The organism is Afipia broomeae ATCC 49717 (assembly GCF_000314675.2).
GTDB classification, from domain to species: domain Bacteria; phylum Pseudomonadota; class Alphaproteobacteria; order Rhizobiales; family Xanthobacteraceae; genus Afipia; species Afipia broomeae.
This window is the reverse complement of the sequence record NZ_KB375282.1, coordinates 1,591,618-1,606,158: the sequence shown is the minus strand read 5'-3', so window position 1 is coordinate 1,606,158 and position 14,541 is coordinate 1,591,618. Positions and strand designations below refer to the sequence as shown.

14 protein-coding genes are annotated in these 14,541 nt (G+C 61.9%); 7 read left to right on the top strand and 7 right to left on the bottom strand.

The window, feature by feature from the left end; translation table 11 throughout:
- Positions 1–4: 4 nt before the first annotated feature.
- The 6 genes from HMPREF9695_RS07350 to HMPREF9695_RS07325 form a co-directional block, all read right to left on the bottom strand.
- Positions 5–1,732 carry an AMP-binding protein gene (locus HMPREF9695_RS07350; RefSeq protein WP_006020197.1) on the bottom strand — a complete coding sequence of 576 codons (1,728 nt, stop codon included), beginning with the start codon at positions 1,730–1,732 and terminating at the stop codon, positions 5–7.
- 9 nt (positions 1,733–1,741) lie between these two features.
- Complete coding sequence (gene mmsB, locus HMPREF9695_RS07345) at positions 1,742–2,626, bottom strand: 3-hydroxyisobutyrate dehydrogenase (RefSeq protein WP_006020196.1); 885 nt, start codon at positions 2,624–2,626, stop codon at positions 1,742–1,744.
- Positions 2,627–2,659: 33 nt separating this feature from the next.
- Positions 2,660–3,748: an enoyl-CoA hydratase/isomerase family protein gene (locus HMPREF9695_RS07340; protein WP_006020195.1), complete on the bottom strand. Its 1,089-nt coding sequence runs from the start codon at positions 3,746–3,748 to the stop codon at positions 2,660–2,662.
- Positions 3,745–4,890, bottom strand: a complete 1,146-nt coding sequence (locus HMPREF9695_RS07335) for an isobutyryl-CoA dehydrogenase (protein ID WP_006020194.1) — start codon at positions 4,888–4,890, stop codon at positions 3,745–3,747. The genes HMPREF9695_RS07340 and HMPREF9695_RS07335 overlap by 4 nt, the downstream gene beginning before the upstream one ends.
- 20 nt (positions 4,891–4,910) lie before the next feature.
- Positions 4,911–6,407: a CoA-acylating methylmalonate-semialdehyde dehydrogenase gene (locus HMPREF9695_RS07330; protein WP_006020193.1), complete on the bottom strand. Its 1,497-nt coding sequence runs from the start codon at positions 6,405–6,407 to the stop codon at positions 4,911–4,913.
- Positions 6,408–6,518: 111 nt separating this feature from the next.
- A complete protein-coding gene (locus tag HMPREF9695_RS07325; protein ID WP_006020192.1) occupies positions 6,519–7,145 on the bottom strand; it encodes a TetR/AcrR family transcriptional regulator in 627 nt (208 codons plus the stop codon).
- A 166-nt stretch (positions 7,146–7,311) separates the two neighbouring features.
- Here HMPREF9695_RS07325 and HMPREF9695_RS07320 point away from each other — a divergent pair, with 166 nt between their 5' ends.
- The 3 genes from HMPREF9695_RS07320 to fabF all read left to right on the top strand — a co-directional run bounded on the left by HMPREF9695_RS07320 (position 7,312) and on the right by fabF (position 10,854).
- Positions 7,312–8,082: an enoyl-CoA hydratase gene (locus HMPREF9695_RS07320; RefSeq protein WP_006020191.1), complete on the top strand. Its 771-nt coding sequence runs from the start codon at positions 7,312–7,314 to the stop codon at positions 8,080–8,082.
- 185 nt (positions 8,083–8,267) lie between these two features.
- The gene (locus HMPREF9695_RS07315) at positions 8,268–9,461 is read left to right on the top strand and encodes an acetyl-CoA C-acyltransferase (RefSeq protein ID WP_006020190.1); all 1,194 of its coding nucleotides are present in this window, start codon (positions 8,268–8,270) and stop codon (positions 9,459–9,461) included.
- A gap of 130 nt (positions 9,462–9,591) precedes the next feature.
- Positions 9,592–10,854: a beta-ketoacyl-ACP synthase II gene (fabF, locus tag HMPREF9695_RS07310; protein ID WP_024921319.1), complete on the top strand. Its 1,263-nt coding sequence runs from the start codon at positions 9,592–9,594 to the stop codon at positions 10,852–10,854.
- A 21-nt stretch (positions 10,855–10,875) separates the two neighbouring features.
- Here the strand turns inward: fabF and HMPREF9695_RS07305 are convergent, their stop codons facing one another.
- Positions 10,876–11,385, bottom strand: a complete 510-nt coding sequence (locus HMPREF9695_RS07305; protein ID WP_006020188.1) for a winged helix-turn-helix transcriptional regulator — start codon at positions 11,383–11,385, stop codon at positions 10,876–10,878.
- A gap of 105 nt (positions 11,386–11,490) precedes the next feature.
- Here HMPREF9695_RS07305 and HMPREF9695_RS07300 point away from each other — a divergent pair, with 105 nt between their 5' ends.
- The 4 genes from HMPREF9695_RS07300 (at position 11,491) to HMPREF9695_RS07285 (ending at position 14,522) form a co-directional block, all read left to right on the top strand.
- Entirely contained in the window at positions 11,491–12,468 is a 978-nt protein-coding gene (locus HMPREF9695_RS07300) for a zinc-dependent alcohol dehydrogenase family protein (protein ID WP_006020187.1), read from the top strand.
- A gap of 122 nt (positions 12,469–12,590) precedes the next feature.
- On the top strand, positions 12,591–13,454 hold the full coding sequence (locus tag HMPREF9695_RS07295; RefSeq protein ID WP_006020186.1) for a class I SAM-dependent methyltransferase: 864 nt from the start codon (positions 12,591–12,593) through the stop codon (positions 13,452–13,454).
- A gap of 107 nt (positions 13,455–13,561) precedes the next feature.
- Complete coding sequence (locus HMPREF9695_RS26910) at positions 13,562–13,798, top strand: DUF6496 domain-containing protein (RefSeq protein WP_006020185.1); 237 nt, start codon at positions 13,562–13,564, stop codon at positions 13,796–13,798.
- A gap of 151 nt (positions 13,799–13,949) precedes the next feature.
- Positions 13,950–14,522, top strand: a complete 573-nt coding sequence (locus tag HMPREF9695_RS07285) for a DUF4189 domain-containing protein (protein ID WP_006020184.1) — start codon at positions 13,950–13,952, stop codon at positions 14,520–14,522.
- Positions 14,523–14,541: the final 19 nt, after the last annotated feature.

Here is a 14,541-nt window from a genome sequence, read left to right as displayed (position 1 = left end):
GGCGTTATCGGGCCGCGCTCTGACCGCTCTGCAATTCCGGAAAATCCTCCTCCCGGAATTCCTGGCCGCGCAAAGCATCCTTGCGGTCGTTGTCATGCTCGAGGCGGCGCAGTTGCACGCGGCGAATCTTGCCCGAGATCGTTTTCGGCAACTCCGTCACCAGTTCGATACGGCGGATGCGTTTGAATGGCGCCAGCCGCGAATGAACATACTGGAAGATCGACAGCGCAGTGTCGCGGGACATCGCAGTACCGGACACCACAGAGACGTAAGCCTTCGGAAGCGCAAGACGGATCGGATCCGGCGTTGGCACCACGGCGGCTTCGGCGACCAGATCATGCTCCAGCAGGACGCTTTCAAGTTCGAACGGGCTGATGCGGTAATCGGAGGACTTGAACACATCGTCGGAGCGGCCGACGAAGGTCAGGTATCCGTCGTCGTCGAGAAACACCACATCGCCGGTCTGATAGACCTCGCCGTCTGCACCTTTCGGTTTGCCGTCCTCGCCCTGATAGCCGAGCATCAGCCCCGCCGGACGATTGGCGCCGAGCACAAGGCAGACCTCGCCTTCCTTCGCCGGATTGCCGTCAGCGTCCACGACACGCACCGTATATCCCGGCATCGGCCGGCCCATCGATCCGATCTTCACCGGTTGCCCCGGCGAGTTGCCCGCAAGCGCGGTGGTCTCGGTCTGGCCATAACCGTCTCGGATCGTGAGGCCCCACGCCGCCTTGACCTGATCGATGACTTCTGGATTGAGCGGCTCGCCTGCGCCGCAAACCTCGCGCACCGAGACCTTGTAGTCCGCCAGCCGCTCCTGAATGAACAGCCGCCACACCGTCGGCGGCGCACACAACGTGGTCACACCGCAGCGGGCAACCGTTGCGAGCAAACCTTTCGCATCGAAGCGCGGTTGATTGACGATAAAGATGGTCGCGCCGGCATTCCACGGCGAGAAGAAACAGCTCCACGCATGCTTGGCCCAGCCCGGCGATGAAATGTTGAGGTGGATGTCGCCCGGCTGAAGGCCGAGCCAGTACATCGTGGATAGCGATCCCACCGGATAGCTGCTGTGGCTATGAAGCACGAGCTTCGGCTTGGCCGTGGTGCCCGAGGTGAAATAGAGCAGCATCGGATCGTTCGCGCCCGTCGCCCCCTCTGGCGTGAACGTCTCCGTATAGTTCGCCGCGTCTTCGAACTTGCGCCAGCCCTCATGGTCGGCTGTCGCCGCGACAACAATCTTGGTGAAATCCGCGCCGCCAAGCCCTTCGAATTTCGCTACTTGATCCTGCGTGGCAACGACGGCCTTTGCCTTGCCGCGATCAAGCCGATCACGCAGTTCATCCGCTGTCAGCAATGTGGTCGCGGGGATGACGATGACGCCCAGCTTCATCGCAGCCAGCATGGTCTCCCACAGCGGGACCACGTTGCCGAGCAACAGCAGCAGGTGATCGCCGCGCTTCAGGCCGAGATCACGCAGAAAGTTCGCGGTCTGATTTGAGCGGCGCGACAGTTCCGCGAACGACAGTTTCGTCTCGGTGCTGCTCGCCGCATCAACGATCCAGAGTGCCGTGCGGTCCCGGCTCTCGGGACTGGACGCCAGCCCGGCATCGAACCAGTCGAGCGCCCAATTGAACTGCTTCTCATCCGGCCAGCGGAAATCCGCAACGGCCTTGTCGTAATCGGTGCGATGTTTGAGCAGGAAAGCGCGCGCGTCCTGGAATGTCGTCATCAAGGAATCCTATTTCGCCAGTCCACGCACATGCTTGATGATGCCGGAAAAGTCCACGCCGCCATGGCCGGCCTTCTCGAACGCATCATAGATACTTTCGGCGTGCGCGCCGAGCGGCGTCGCAGCTCCCGCGGCCTTCGCAGCCTCCTGCGACAAACGCAGGTCTTTCAGCATCAGCGCCGCGGCAAAGCCCGGCTTGTAATCGTTGTTTGCGGGCGAAGCCGGAACCGGCCCCGGCACGGGGCAATAGGACGTCAGCGACCAGCACTGGCCCGACGACGTGGAGGCCACATCGAACAACGCCTGATGCGACAGGCCGAGCTTCTCGCCGAGCGCAAACGCCTCTGAAACGCCGATCATCGAGATGCCGAGGATCATGTTGTTGCAGATCTTGGCCGCCTGCCCTGCACCGGCCTCGCCGCAATGGACAACCTTCTTGCCCATGTTCTCAAGGACAGGCCTTGCGGCCGCGAAAGCAGCAGCGGTCCCGCCGCACATGAACGTCAGTGTCGCGCCCTTTGCACCTCCGGTGCCGCCGGACACCGGCGCGTCGATCGATGGCAGGTTGTGTTCTGTTGCATGAGCGTGCGCCAGCCGCGCGCTTTCCACATCGATGGTCGAGCAGTCGATCATGAGTGTGTTCTTGCCGACCGATGGAATGATCTCTTTCCAAACGCCCAGCACATGCTTGCCAGCGGGCAGCATGGTGATGACGATCTGCGCGTCCCTGACGGCCTCACCGGCGCTGGCGGCGATGCCGACGCCGTCCGCTTTCGCAGCATCCCTGGATGCCTGCGCGAGATCGAAGCCCTGCACCTTGTGCCCGGCCTTGACGAGGTTGGCCGCCATGGGTCCGCCCATGTTGCCGAGACCGATGAATGCAATGTTTGCCATTTCCTGCCCTCGTTATTGCTTCTTTGGAACCAGTCAGTCCGGAAAGACCAGCTTATACTTGCTATTCGGCGCGAAATACTTCCCGACAATCTCCGGCGTCACATCCTCGATCCGCGAAGGCGACCATTTCGGATTGCGATCCTTGTCAATGATCGCGGCGCGGACGCCCTCTACGAATTCCGCGCTGGTGAAGACCGCCAGCGCAGAATTGTACTCACGGATCAGACACTCCTTGAGCGATTTGGAATTTCGCGCGCGGCGAAGCAGTTCCAGCGTCACCTTGAGCGCTGTCGGGGATTTCTCCGAAAGCGCCTTGAGCGCCGCGAGCGCGAAATCCGAGCCGTCGCCTTTCAACGCGGTTACGATCTCTTCGACTGTGTCGTGAGCGAACGCGCGATCGATCAGGTCGCGGTGCTTCGCGACGGGAGCCTGACCATCCTGAATGCCAAAACGCGCCAGAATTCCGCGCACATCGTTATCTCTTGCCTGCAATGGAGCATTGGTCAGCGCATCCCGAAGCGCAGGCCAGTCTTTCGTGGCAATCAGCACATCCGCGGCGCCTGCATACACCGCATCGGCACCACTCATCGTCTGGCCCGTCAGCGCGAAATAGGTTCCGATCTCGCCAGGGGCGCGTGACAGCAGCCAGGTTCCGCCGACATCCGGGAAGAAGCCGAGACCGACCTCCGGCATCGCCATTTTGGTCTTTTCAGTCACGATCCGGTGCGCGCTGTGCGCCGAGAGACCGACGCCGCCGCCCATGACGAGACCATCCATGTAGGCAACATAGGGCTTCGGAAAATCGGGAATGCGCGCATTCAGGATGTATTCCTCGCGCCAGAACACCGGCCCGAGATCGCCGCCCGCTTTCGCACTTTCATAAAGGCCCCGAATGTCGCCGCCTGCGCAAAGGCCGCGCTCGCCTGCACCTTCGAGCAATACCAGAGATACACCGGGGTCCGTCTCGAACGCATCAAGCGCGGTGACAATCTCGCGCGTCATCTCAAGCGTCAGTGCATTGATCGTCTTGGGACGATTGAGCCGGATAATTCCCGCCGCGCCCTCGCGGCAAATGATCACGTCCTTCTCGGGCGTCTCCGTCATCGCCGCGTGCGCGCTCATCGCGCGCCCTCGACCAGCTTGCGGGCGACAATCACGCGCATGATTTCATTGGTTCCTTCGAGAATTTGGTGCACACGCAGATCCCTGACGATCTTCTCGATTCCATACTCCGCCAGATAGCCATAACCGCCGTGCAATTGCAGCGCCTGATTGGCAATCTCGAAACCTGCATCGGTGCCGAAGCGCTTGGCCATGGCACAGAGCATGGTCGCATCGGGGTCCTTGCGATCGAGCGCCGCCGCGGCCCGCCACAGGAACGTCCGCGCGGCTTCCAGTTCGGTCGCCATATCGGCGAGCCGAAACTGCAAGGCCTGGAATTCATCGAGGCGCTGGCCGAAGGCCCTGCGCTCCTTTGTATAAGCGAGCGACTTGTCGAGCGCCGATTGCGCGCCGCCGAGCGAACACGCCGCAATGTTGAGACGTCCGCCATCAAGACCAGCCATTGCGACCTTGAAGCCGATACCCTCCTCGCCAAGGCGATTTGCAACCGGCACGCGGGCGTTCTCGAAAATCACCGCACGGGTCGGCTGCGCGTTCCAGCCCATCTTGCGCTCGTTCGCGCCGAACGAGACGCCCGGCGTGTCGCGATCGATCACCAGTGTGGAGACGCCACGTGCGCCTTCACCGCCGGTGCGAACCATCGCGACATAGATGTCGCTGGTTCCAGCGCCGGAAATGAACTGCTTCTGTCCGTTGAGAACGTAGTGATCGCCGTCACGCACCGCGCGGGTCGAAAGCGCGGCGGCATCCGAGCCTGCGCCCGGCTCGGTCAGAGCGTAGCTCGCGATCAGTTCCATGGTGCACAGACGCGGCAGCCACTTCTGCCGCTGCGCATCGGAGCCGTAGGCATCGATCATCCACGATGCCATGTTGTGGATCGAAATGAATGACGACACCGTCGGGCATCCGGTCGCGAGCGCCTCGAAGATCAGCGCGGCGTCGAACCGCGTCAGCGCCGAGCCGCCCACATCGTCACGGATATAGATGCCGCCCATGCCGAGCGCTGCCGCTTCGCGCATCACGTTGACGGGAAAAAACTTTTCCTCGTCCCACTTTTGCGCGAAGGGAGCGATTTTCTCGGCGGCAAACTCGCGCGCCATGTCGCGAACCGCGATTTGATCCTCGGTCAGGGCGAATTGCATGGCGGGCTCGCTTGCTGGATTTAGTTCATCGTTGGGATGGTGAACTCAGCGCCGTCCTTGACGCCGGATGGCCAGCGCGAGGTGACGGTCTTGGTCTTGGTGTAGAAGCGGATCGAGTCCGGTCCATGCTGGTTGAGATCGCCGAACCCAGACTTCTTCCAGCCGCCGAACGTGTAGTAGGCAATCGGCACCGGGATCGGAACGTTGATGCCCACCATGCCGACATTGACTTTGGCCGCGAAGTCGCGCGCCGCGTCGCCGTCGCGGGTGAAGATCGCAACGCCGTTGCCGTAGTCGTGATCCGACGGCAGCGCCAGCGCCTCGCTGTAATCGTGGGCGCGCACCACAGACAGAACGGGGCCGAAGATCTCTTCCTTGTAGATCCGCATGTCCTTCGTGACATTGTCGAACAGACAGCCGCCCATGTAGAAGCCCTTCTCGTAGCCCTGCATCTTGAAGCCGCGGCCGTCGACAGCAAGCTTGGCGCCTTCCTGGATGCCGATCTCGACGTAATCCTTGACGCGATCCAGCGCGGCCTTGGTCACCAGCGGGCCGAAGTCGGCGCTTGGATCGGTCGAAGGACCGATCTTCAGACCCTCGACCCGCGGGATCAGCTTCTCCATCAGCCGGTCCGCAGTGGTCTTGCCCACCGGCACCGCCACCGAGATCGCCATGCAGCGTTCGCCCGCCGAACCGTAGCCTGCGCCGATCAGCGCATCGACGGTCTGGTCCATGTCGGCATCCGGCATGATGATGGCGTGGTTCTTGGCGCCGCCGAAGCACTGCGCCCGCTTGTTGGTCTGCGCGGCACGCTCATAGATATACTGCGCGATCGGCGAGGAGCCGACGAAGCCGACGGCCTTGATGTCCGGATCGTCGAGGATCGCGTCAACCGCTTCCTTGTCGCCGTTGACCACGTTGAGAATGCCGGCGGGCAGTCCCGCCTCCATCATCAGCGCCGCCAGTGCCATCGGCACGCCCGGATCGCGCTCCGAGGGTTTCAGGATGAAGGCGTTGCCGCAGGCGATCGCCGGGGCGAACTTCCACATCGGGATCATCGCCGGGAAGTTGAACGGGGTGATGCCGGCCACCACGCCGAGCGCCTGGCGCATCGAATAGATGTCGATGCCGGGGCCGGCGCCTTCGGTGTACTCGCCCTTCATCAGGTGCGGAATGCCGCAGGCGAACTCTACCACTTCCAGCCCGCGCTGGATGTCGCCCTTGGCGTCGGGCACCGTCTTGCCGTGCTCGCGCGCCAGAAGTTCCGCCAGCTTGTCGTAGTCGCGCTGCACCAGTTCGAGGAACTTCATCATCACCCGCGCGCGGCGCTGCGGGTTGGTGTTGGCCCACGCTTCCTGTGCAGCCTTCGCATTCTCGACCGCAGAGCGCACCTCGGCCTTGGTCGCCAGCGCAACCTGCGCCTGCACCTCGCCCGTCATCGGCTCGAACACGTCCCCAAAACGCCCCGACGTGCCCTTGACCTCTTTGCCGCCAATAAAATGACCGATCGTGCGCATGCGTATCCTCCAAAAGCGTGTGTTTGGAGGCTTTTAGCATCGCGAATACCGAGTTAGGAACCGGGTTCTGCGCACAGCACGGTGGCGCGCAATGCAAAGAGACCGGGTAGCTCAGTTCTCGGTTTTCGCCGCTTTTGGCTTCTTCGCGCCCGGTTTCGCCGCATTCTCGGATCGCAGGGCCGCCTGGCGACCAGCGCTGAGGATTTCGTCGGAGAACTCACTCGTACCCGCGGCACGCGCCAGAATCATCGCCCCCATCATGGTCGAGATGACGCCGATGGCTTCGCGGCGGGCTGTCTTCGGCGGCAGTTCCGGCAATTGCTCGACCACCATCGAAATCATGTCTTCGACTTTGCTGGCAAAAGCCTTGCGTGTCTTGGGATTGGCACGGGATACCTCCGTGCCGAGCGACGGCAACGCGCAACCGTTGCCAACGTCGTCGCGATGCTCGGCTGTAAGATAGCCATTCACGATCGCAGCGAGACGGCTGCCGTCGGTCTCCCGCTCCGCGCGCTTGCGCCAACGTCCGGTGGTCTGCTGCATCGCATACGCAAAAGCTTCACTGATCAGGGCGTCGCGAGACGGAAAGTGAGCGTAGAACCCGCCGTGAGTGAGACCGGATTCCTTCATCAGCTCCGCAACACCGAGGCTCGCGGCCCCCCGCTCGCGCAGCCTCACGGACGCGTTCTTCACAATCCGGGCGTGGGTCTCAGCCTTGTGATCTTTCGAATAGCGCATCGTCGCCTCATCAAATGTCCCGGATCATATAATAACACATTCCTGAGCCAGAAGCGCTCATTTCGCACTGTAAAATAGCTGCCATGCGCGGATTTGACGGCAGGAAGGAGATCGCGCACCATTCGCATCTACTCGCTGCACTGCGCAAATGTCAGGCTCCCTAAAAATGCAAACAATCAATGACCACTGCACCGTCGCACGCGGCGACAACGGCATCGCACAATTGACAATCTGCAATGCGGGTCCGCTGAACATCATGAACTCGGCCGTCATTCGCAGCGTTCGCGAGGGACTCGAGCTTCTCGCCACAGACACCAGCATCCGCGCGCTGGTGGTGCGAGGCTCCGGCGAGAAAAGCATGATCGGCGGAGCGGACATCAAGGAGATGGCCACGCTCGATCAAGCCTCGGCTGAAAAGTTCATCACCGGCCTGCGGGACCTGTGCGAGGCGGTTCGGCAATTTCCCGCACCGGTCATCGCGCGTTTGCGTGGATTTTGCCTCGGCGGCGGACTCGAATTTGCCGCAGCGTGCGATCTGCGCATCGCATCGCAGGACGCAAAGTTCGCCATGCCCGAGGTCAAGGTCGGCATCCCCTCCGTCATCCATGCGGCGTTGCTGCCGCGATTGATCGGCTGGGGACGCGCGCGCTGGCTGATCCTGACTGCGGCGACCATCGATGCGCCGACGGCACTCAACTGGGGCCTGGTCGATCAGGTCGTGGCCGAGACCGATCTCGACGCAGCGATCGCAGCAACAGCCTCAGCGATTGCGGAATGCGGACCGGAGGCCATGCGAAGCCAGAAGGCTTTGCTGAAACAGTGGGAGGAACTCCCCCTCACCGAATCCGTCAATCTGAGTGTCGGTGTCTTCGGAAAGTCGTTCCTGACCGGCGAACCCCAGCGCCACATGCAGGCCTTTCTCGACAGACGAAAATAATTCATCCGTCGCACGAAAATATCTCATGCCTGTGGCATGCCACGGCATGTTTTAAACGTCGGGCTGCTTGTCCGCATATGATTCATGCTTTTATTGTCATCACGCGGATTGCTATTTCCGCATCTTTTCATATGATGCATGTCATCTAACACGGCGCTGCTCCGTGCGCGAACCAGGAGAGTTGCATGTCTACGTCCGATCCCGTTGTCATCGTATCCGCTGTCCGCACTCCCCTTGGCCGCTTTCAGGGCGACCTGTCTTCGTTCAGCGCGCACAATCTTGGCTCGCACGCCATCGGCGCGGCGCTTGAGCGCGCGAAACTTTCACCCGAGCGAATCGACGAAGTTTTCATGGGCTGCGTTCTGCCCGCCGGACAAGGGCAGGCCCCTGCCCGCCAGGCGGCACGCGGCGCAAAGCTGCCTGATGCCACCGGAGCCACCACCGTCAACAAGGTGTGCGGCTCGGGCATGAAGGCCACCATGCTCGCCCACGACATCATCAGCGCAGGCTCGGCAGACATCGTCATCTCCGGCGGCATGGAGAGCATGACCAATGCACCGTATCTGCTTCAAAAGGCGCGTGGCGGTTATCGCGTCGGCCACGACCGCATCATCGACCACATGATGATGGATGGTCTTGAGGACGCCTATGAGACCGGCCGCTCGATGGGGGATTTCGGCGAAGCCGCCGCGGAAGCCTATCAGTTCAGCCGCAAGGATCAGGACGAATATGCGATGGAGACGCTGACCCGCGCACGCAATGCCGTCGAGAGCGGAGCGTTCAAGAAGGAGATCGCGCCTATCTCCGTGAAAGAGAAAGCCGGCGTTCGCGTCGTCGAGAACGACGAACATCCGTTGAAGGTCGATCCGGCGAAAATTCCGAATCTGAAACCGGCGTTCCGGCCCAACGGCACCATTACGCCAGCGGCTTCCTCGGCCAATGCCGACGGCGCAGCAGCGCTGGTTTTGACCCGCCGCTCGATCGCCGAGAAGGAAGGCCTGCCGATCCTTGCCGAGATCAAGGGCCATTCGACTCACAGCCAGGCACCCGACTGGTTCACCACCGCTCCTATTCCGGCGATCCGCAAGCTCCTCGAAAAGATCGGCTGGACCGCAAGCGACGTCGATCTCTACGAGATCAATGAAGCCTTCGCCGTGGTGCCGATGGCGGCCGCACGCGATCTGGGAATTCCGCGCGACAAGCTCAACGTCAATGGCGGCGCATGCGCGCTCGGTCACCCCATCGGCGCAACCGGTGCACGGCTGATCGTGACCCTGCTGCACGCGATGGAAAAGAACAACGTCAAGCGCGGCATCGCTTCGCTTTGCATTGGCGGCGGCGAAGCGACCGCCATCGCAGTCGAGCGCAAGCTCAACTGATCGCGCGCCGCGCAAACTTGTAGTGCATCGGCGGGATTTCCGCCGGTGCCATGTGCCGCATACCCGACAAGCGGGCTGCGTTGTTCGTGTGCAAGCAACCTGTGGTGAGATCGTGAAACGAAACAGCGCGATACGACGCATCGTCGTCACTGGAATGGGTGCGGTGTCCCCGCTTGGCGCCGGCGTAGAGGCCAACTGGTCGCGGCTGATTGCCGGGCAATCCGGCATCCGCGCACTGTCCGATAATGTTGCGGCTGACCTGCCGGTTAAAGCCTGCGGCATCGTTCCCGATATCGTCGAAGATCCGGAATTCGGATTCGATCCTGATCGCGCAATTCCGAAAAAAGATCAGAAGAAGATGGACCGCTTCATCCAGTTCGCCATGATGGCGGCAGACGAAGCGATCGCACAGGCCGGATGGAAGCCGGAAGATGCGCGGTCCCGCGAGCGCACCGCGACCATTATTGGCTCAGGGGTCGGCGGATTTCCCGCCATTGTCGATGCGGTCCGCACCGCCGACGAACGCGGCGTGCGCCGCCTTTCGCCGTTCACCGTGCCGTCATTCCTGGTGAATCTCGCGGCGGGACAGGTTTCTATCAAGCATGGCTTCAAGGGAGCACTTGGTGCACCCGTGACCGCATGCGCGGCCGGCGTTCAAGCCATCGGCGATGCCGCCCGCCTTCTTCTTGCGGGTGAAGCGGATGTCGCAATCGCCGGCGGCGCGGAAGCTTGCATCGATCGCGTCAGCCTCGGCGGCTTCGCCGCGGCACGCGCGCTCTCGACCAATTTCAACGACGATCCGCAGCGCGCATCGCGCCCTTTCGACCGTGACCGCGACGGCTTCGTGATGGGCGAAGGCGCGGGTATCCTAGTCATCGAAACACTCGACCACGCGCTGAGCCGCGGGGCAACGCCGATCGCCGAACTCGTCGGCTACGGCACCACGTCCGACGCCTATCACATGACCGCCGGACCGGAAGACGGTGACGGCGCGCGGCGTTCGATCGAGATTGCGCTTCGGCAGGCGGGGATTTCGCCGATCGAGGTTCAGCATCTCAACGCGCATGCGACCTCGACACCTGTCGGCGACAACGGCGAGCTCGCGGCGATCAAAGCTGTGTTCGGGACCGAAGGCCGGGTCGCGGTCTCCTCCACGAAATCTGCAACGGGTCACCTGCTCGGTGCAGCCGGCGGCCTCGAAGCGATCTTCTCGGTGCTGGCGCTGCGCGATCAGATCGCTCCCGCGACCCTCAATCTGGATCATCCGGATGCGGCCGCCGAAGGTGTCGACCTCGTTCGTGGCGCCGCACGGCCGATGGCCATGGAGCACGTACTGTCGAATGGATTCGGCTTCGGCGGCGTCAACGCCAGCGTTCTGTTCCGCGCCTGGTAAGGCGCGGCCAGACGCGGAAAGCTAAACTGGCTTGCGTGTCAGCCGCTTGTTCTTCGCGGTGAGATAGTCTCGCGTTACCGGCGTCGCACCACGTCCGGGCTTATACATCAGTTCGTCCGAAGAAACCGTGCGTCCTGATGTGGAGCGCAAGACCAGCGGTGCAACTGCCGACTCGCTGACGCGGTCGAACGCGACGGCCGGTTCGTTGCCGCGCCCCGACACCCAGCGGTCGCCCCATTGCATGATGGCCATCAGCGCGACCTGAAATTCCTTCGCCTTCACTGTCGGAACGTATTCAAAGCGCGTTCCGCGCTTGCCGACATCCATCTGGGTTAGCATTCCCTCTTCCACGAGGTGCCGGAGCCGATCCGTGAGCGTATTCCTTGCAATGCCGAGACCGCTCGTAAATCCTTCGAATGTGCGGACGCCCGCCAGCGCATCCCGCAGGATCAAAAGCGACCACGCGTCGCCGAGCACGGCGAGCGAACGGGCGATCGAGCAGTTCAACCGGCTGAAAGAAGGCTCTCGCATACCAGTCATTTCCTTCATTTAGTTGTTAATCGAGACTAGTTGCAATATCGGACTATTTATAACATTTCGCAACGGGCCGCCAAGCGGCGATCATGGGAGGTCATCATGCACAACGTTCAGATCAACGCTTTCGGCAAGCCATGGGAAGTTGTCGAGACCGTCAGCCTCCCCGATCCCGGAGCACCGGGTGCCGGCGAAATCGTCGTCGACATGGAATTTTCTCCGATCAACCCGTCCGATCTCGTGCTGATGCGTGGGCTGTATGGCGTGAAACCGAACTTGCCGGCACCGGTTGGCGCCGAAGGCGTCGCCCGCGTCGCCAAGATCGGCTCCGGCGTGACCGGAATCAAGGAAGGCGATCGTGTTCTGTTTCCGCGGGGCGCGTCGACCTGGCTCACACGCGCCAAGGTCAAGGCCGACGGTCTCTTTGCATTGCCGGCGAACGCAGACCCGCAGCAGCTTTCGATGCTGATGGTCAACCCGCCGACGGCGTATCTCATGCTGACCGAGTATGTCGCCCTCAAGAAAGGTGACTGGGTGATCCAGAGCGCGGGAAATTCGGCCGTCGGACGCGCCGTTATCGCCATCGCAAAGAAGATGGGCATTCATACCGTCAGCGTCGTACGCCGCCCCGAACTGATTGAAGAACTCAAGAAGCTTGGCGCCGATGTCGTGCTGGTCGAGGGTCCGGATCTGGCCAAGCGTGTCAGGGAAGCGACCGACAAGGCCAAGATCATGCTCGCGCTCGACAGCGTCGGCGGACCTGGCCTGATGCCGCTGAACGATTGCCTCGCCAATGGCGGCACGCTTGTCGCCTACGGCGTGATGAGCGGCGGACCCGGCCCTTTCTTCACGGCTCCGAATATTTTCCGCGACCTGACGCTCAAGGGATTCTGGCTGCTGAACTGGTTTAACAAAAACTCGCCGGAACGCGCTCTGGAGGTTCAGAAGCAGGTGGCGAGCTGGATCGCGGACGGAACAATCTACACGCCGGTGGAGGCAACCTATCCGCTCACTGAGTCCAAGGCCGCGATTTCCCACGCTGCCAAAGGCGCGGGCAAAATCCTGTTCAAGGACGGCTGAAAAATCGCTTCAAAACCGGAAGCGAAGCGAACGTTCATCGGCGCTTCGATGATGCATGGGTGGGCTTCCCTGTTCAGGGCGGCCAGACTGGCCTAGAACAATCCGCATCATCGGAGCGCCCCATGACCCAGCCTGCTATCGACCACCGCAATGCCGATCAGATCGCGTACTGGAATGGTCCAGGTGGCCGGCACTGGACCGACCGGCAGCAGCTCCAGGACGTTGTGCTTGCGCCGGTCTCCAAAATCCTGATCGACCGTGCGACCGTCAAGGCTGGCGAAGCCATCATCGACGTCGGTTGCGGCTGCGGTGCCACCTCCTTTGATCTCCTGAAACAGGTAGGAGCCACCGGCCGCGTGACCGGTATCGACATTTCCGAGCCGATGCTGGGGCGGGCCCGAAAGCTTGCGCCGGCGAATGCGCCGGTCGAGTTCGTGCTGGCGGACGCCACCGTGTATCCTTTTGCGCCGGAAAGCGCGGACATGCTGTTCTCCCGCTTCGGCGTGATGTTCTTTGCACAGCCCACGGACTCCTTTGCAAACCTGCGCAAAGCTTTGCGGCCGGGCGGTCGCCTCGCCTTCGCCTGCTGGCGGACACCGCGCGACAATCCATGGATGATGCTCGGCCTGCAGGAGGCTTACAAATTCGTGCCGAAACTTCCCGAGGTGAAGCCGGACGATCCGGGCCCGTTCTCGTTCGCGAGCGAGGAACGGGTCCGCGGCATCCTTGGCGACGCAGGTTTCTCGGATATCAAAATGGAGCGAGCCGATCTGTCGCTCGACATCGCGACAGGCCGCGGCCTCGAAGCGGCCATCGAGACTGTCCTTGCGATCGGTCCCGCCAGTCGCGCGCTCGACAACCAGCCGCCGGACAGAATCGAAGCGGCCACGCAGGCGATTCGCACAATGCTTGCTGCGCACCAGAAGGGCGACACGGTCCCTCTCGGCGGCTCGATCTGGATCGTTACCGCGGCGAACAGCCGCTAGTCCCTGGCAATCCGAATTCCCTGCCAGCATGGGCCGCGTGTTGCTGCGGGAACATAACATTGTTCTCGGCGCTTATTCGTATCCGGCAATCCATTGCGGAGACAACGATGGCGCGGAAATACTCGAAAGGTGCAGCAAAGAAAGTCGCGCGTGCGATGCACAAGCGAAAGAAGGGTACGCTAAAGAGCGGCGGATCCGGCAAAACGGTCAAGAGCCGGAAGCAAGCCATCGCGATCGGCCTTTCTGAAGCCCGCAAGGAAGGAAAGAAGGTGCCGGCAAAGAAGTCTGCGTCAAAAGCCCGGAAAACAAAGAAGGCAAAAAAGACGAAGCGGTCGACGTCATAACGCGCAGGTCAAATCCACCAGCATCGCGGGCATTAAGTTTGTCGCGTAATGCCGATGGCAAATGTGGTTTTCCACTGGCCCCAGCCTGCCCGCTCGACAAGGACAAGGCGGACTTTTAGTCTGCGCGCCGAACCCGGGGACAGGCTGAACGATGCTACCGAAGATCTGTCGTGCGCTGGCGCTTGCAGTTGCCTTGTTGGTGCAACCAGGCGCGGCGACGGCACAGGCCGACACCAGCGTTGAGATCACCTTCTGGAACTCGGTGAAAGACTCAAAAAATCCCGCTGAAATCTCAGCCTACCTTGATAAATATCCGAATGGCACATTCGCAGCCCTTGCCAGGATACGGCTGGACGCCCTGAGACAGAAAGCCAACCAGCCTCCCGGCGAACAATGGGCCGCCATCGGGTTTGCCGCGCGCGGCGCCTGGGGCGCCGTGTGGCAGAAGGCAACGCGGGATGAAGCCGAGGCGCGCGCGCTGACCCTGTGCGTCAACAACGGCGGGCGCGGTTGCAAGGTCTCATCCACGACCAAATGCGGCGCGATGTCGTTCTACACCACACGTATCCGACGGACCCGTTACTGGGGCGCCTTCACAGCCGAAGGCCCTACGCTCGGTCAAGCCATCGATGCTGCGGCAGCGCGCTGCCGCAAGGAAGGCCGCAGCCCGTCGGATTGCAACATCCGGGTTTCGTTCTGCGCGGATGGAAGCCACAAGAGCTGATTGCCCGGGGCCTCAGCGG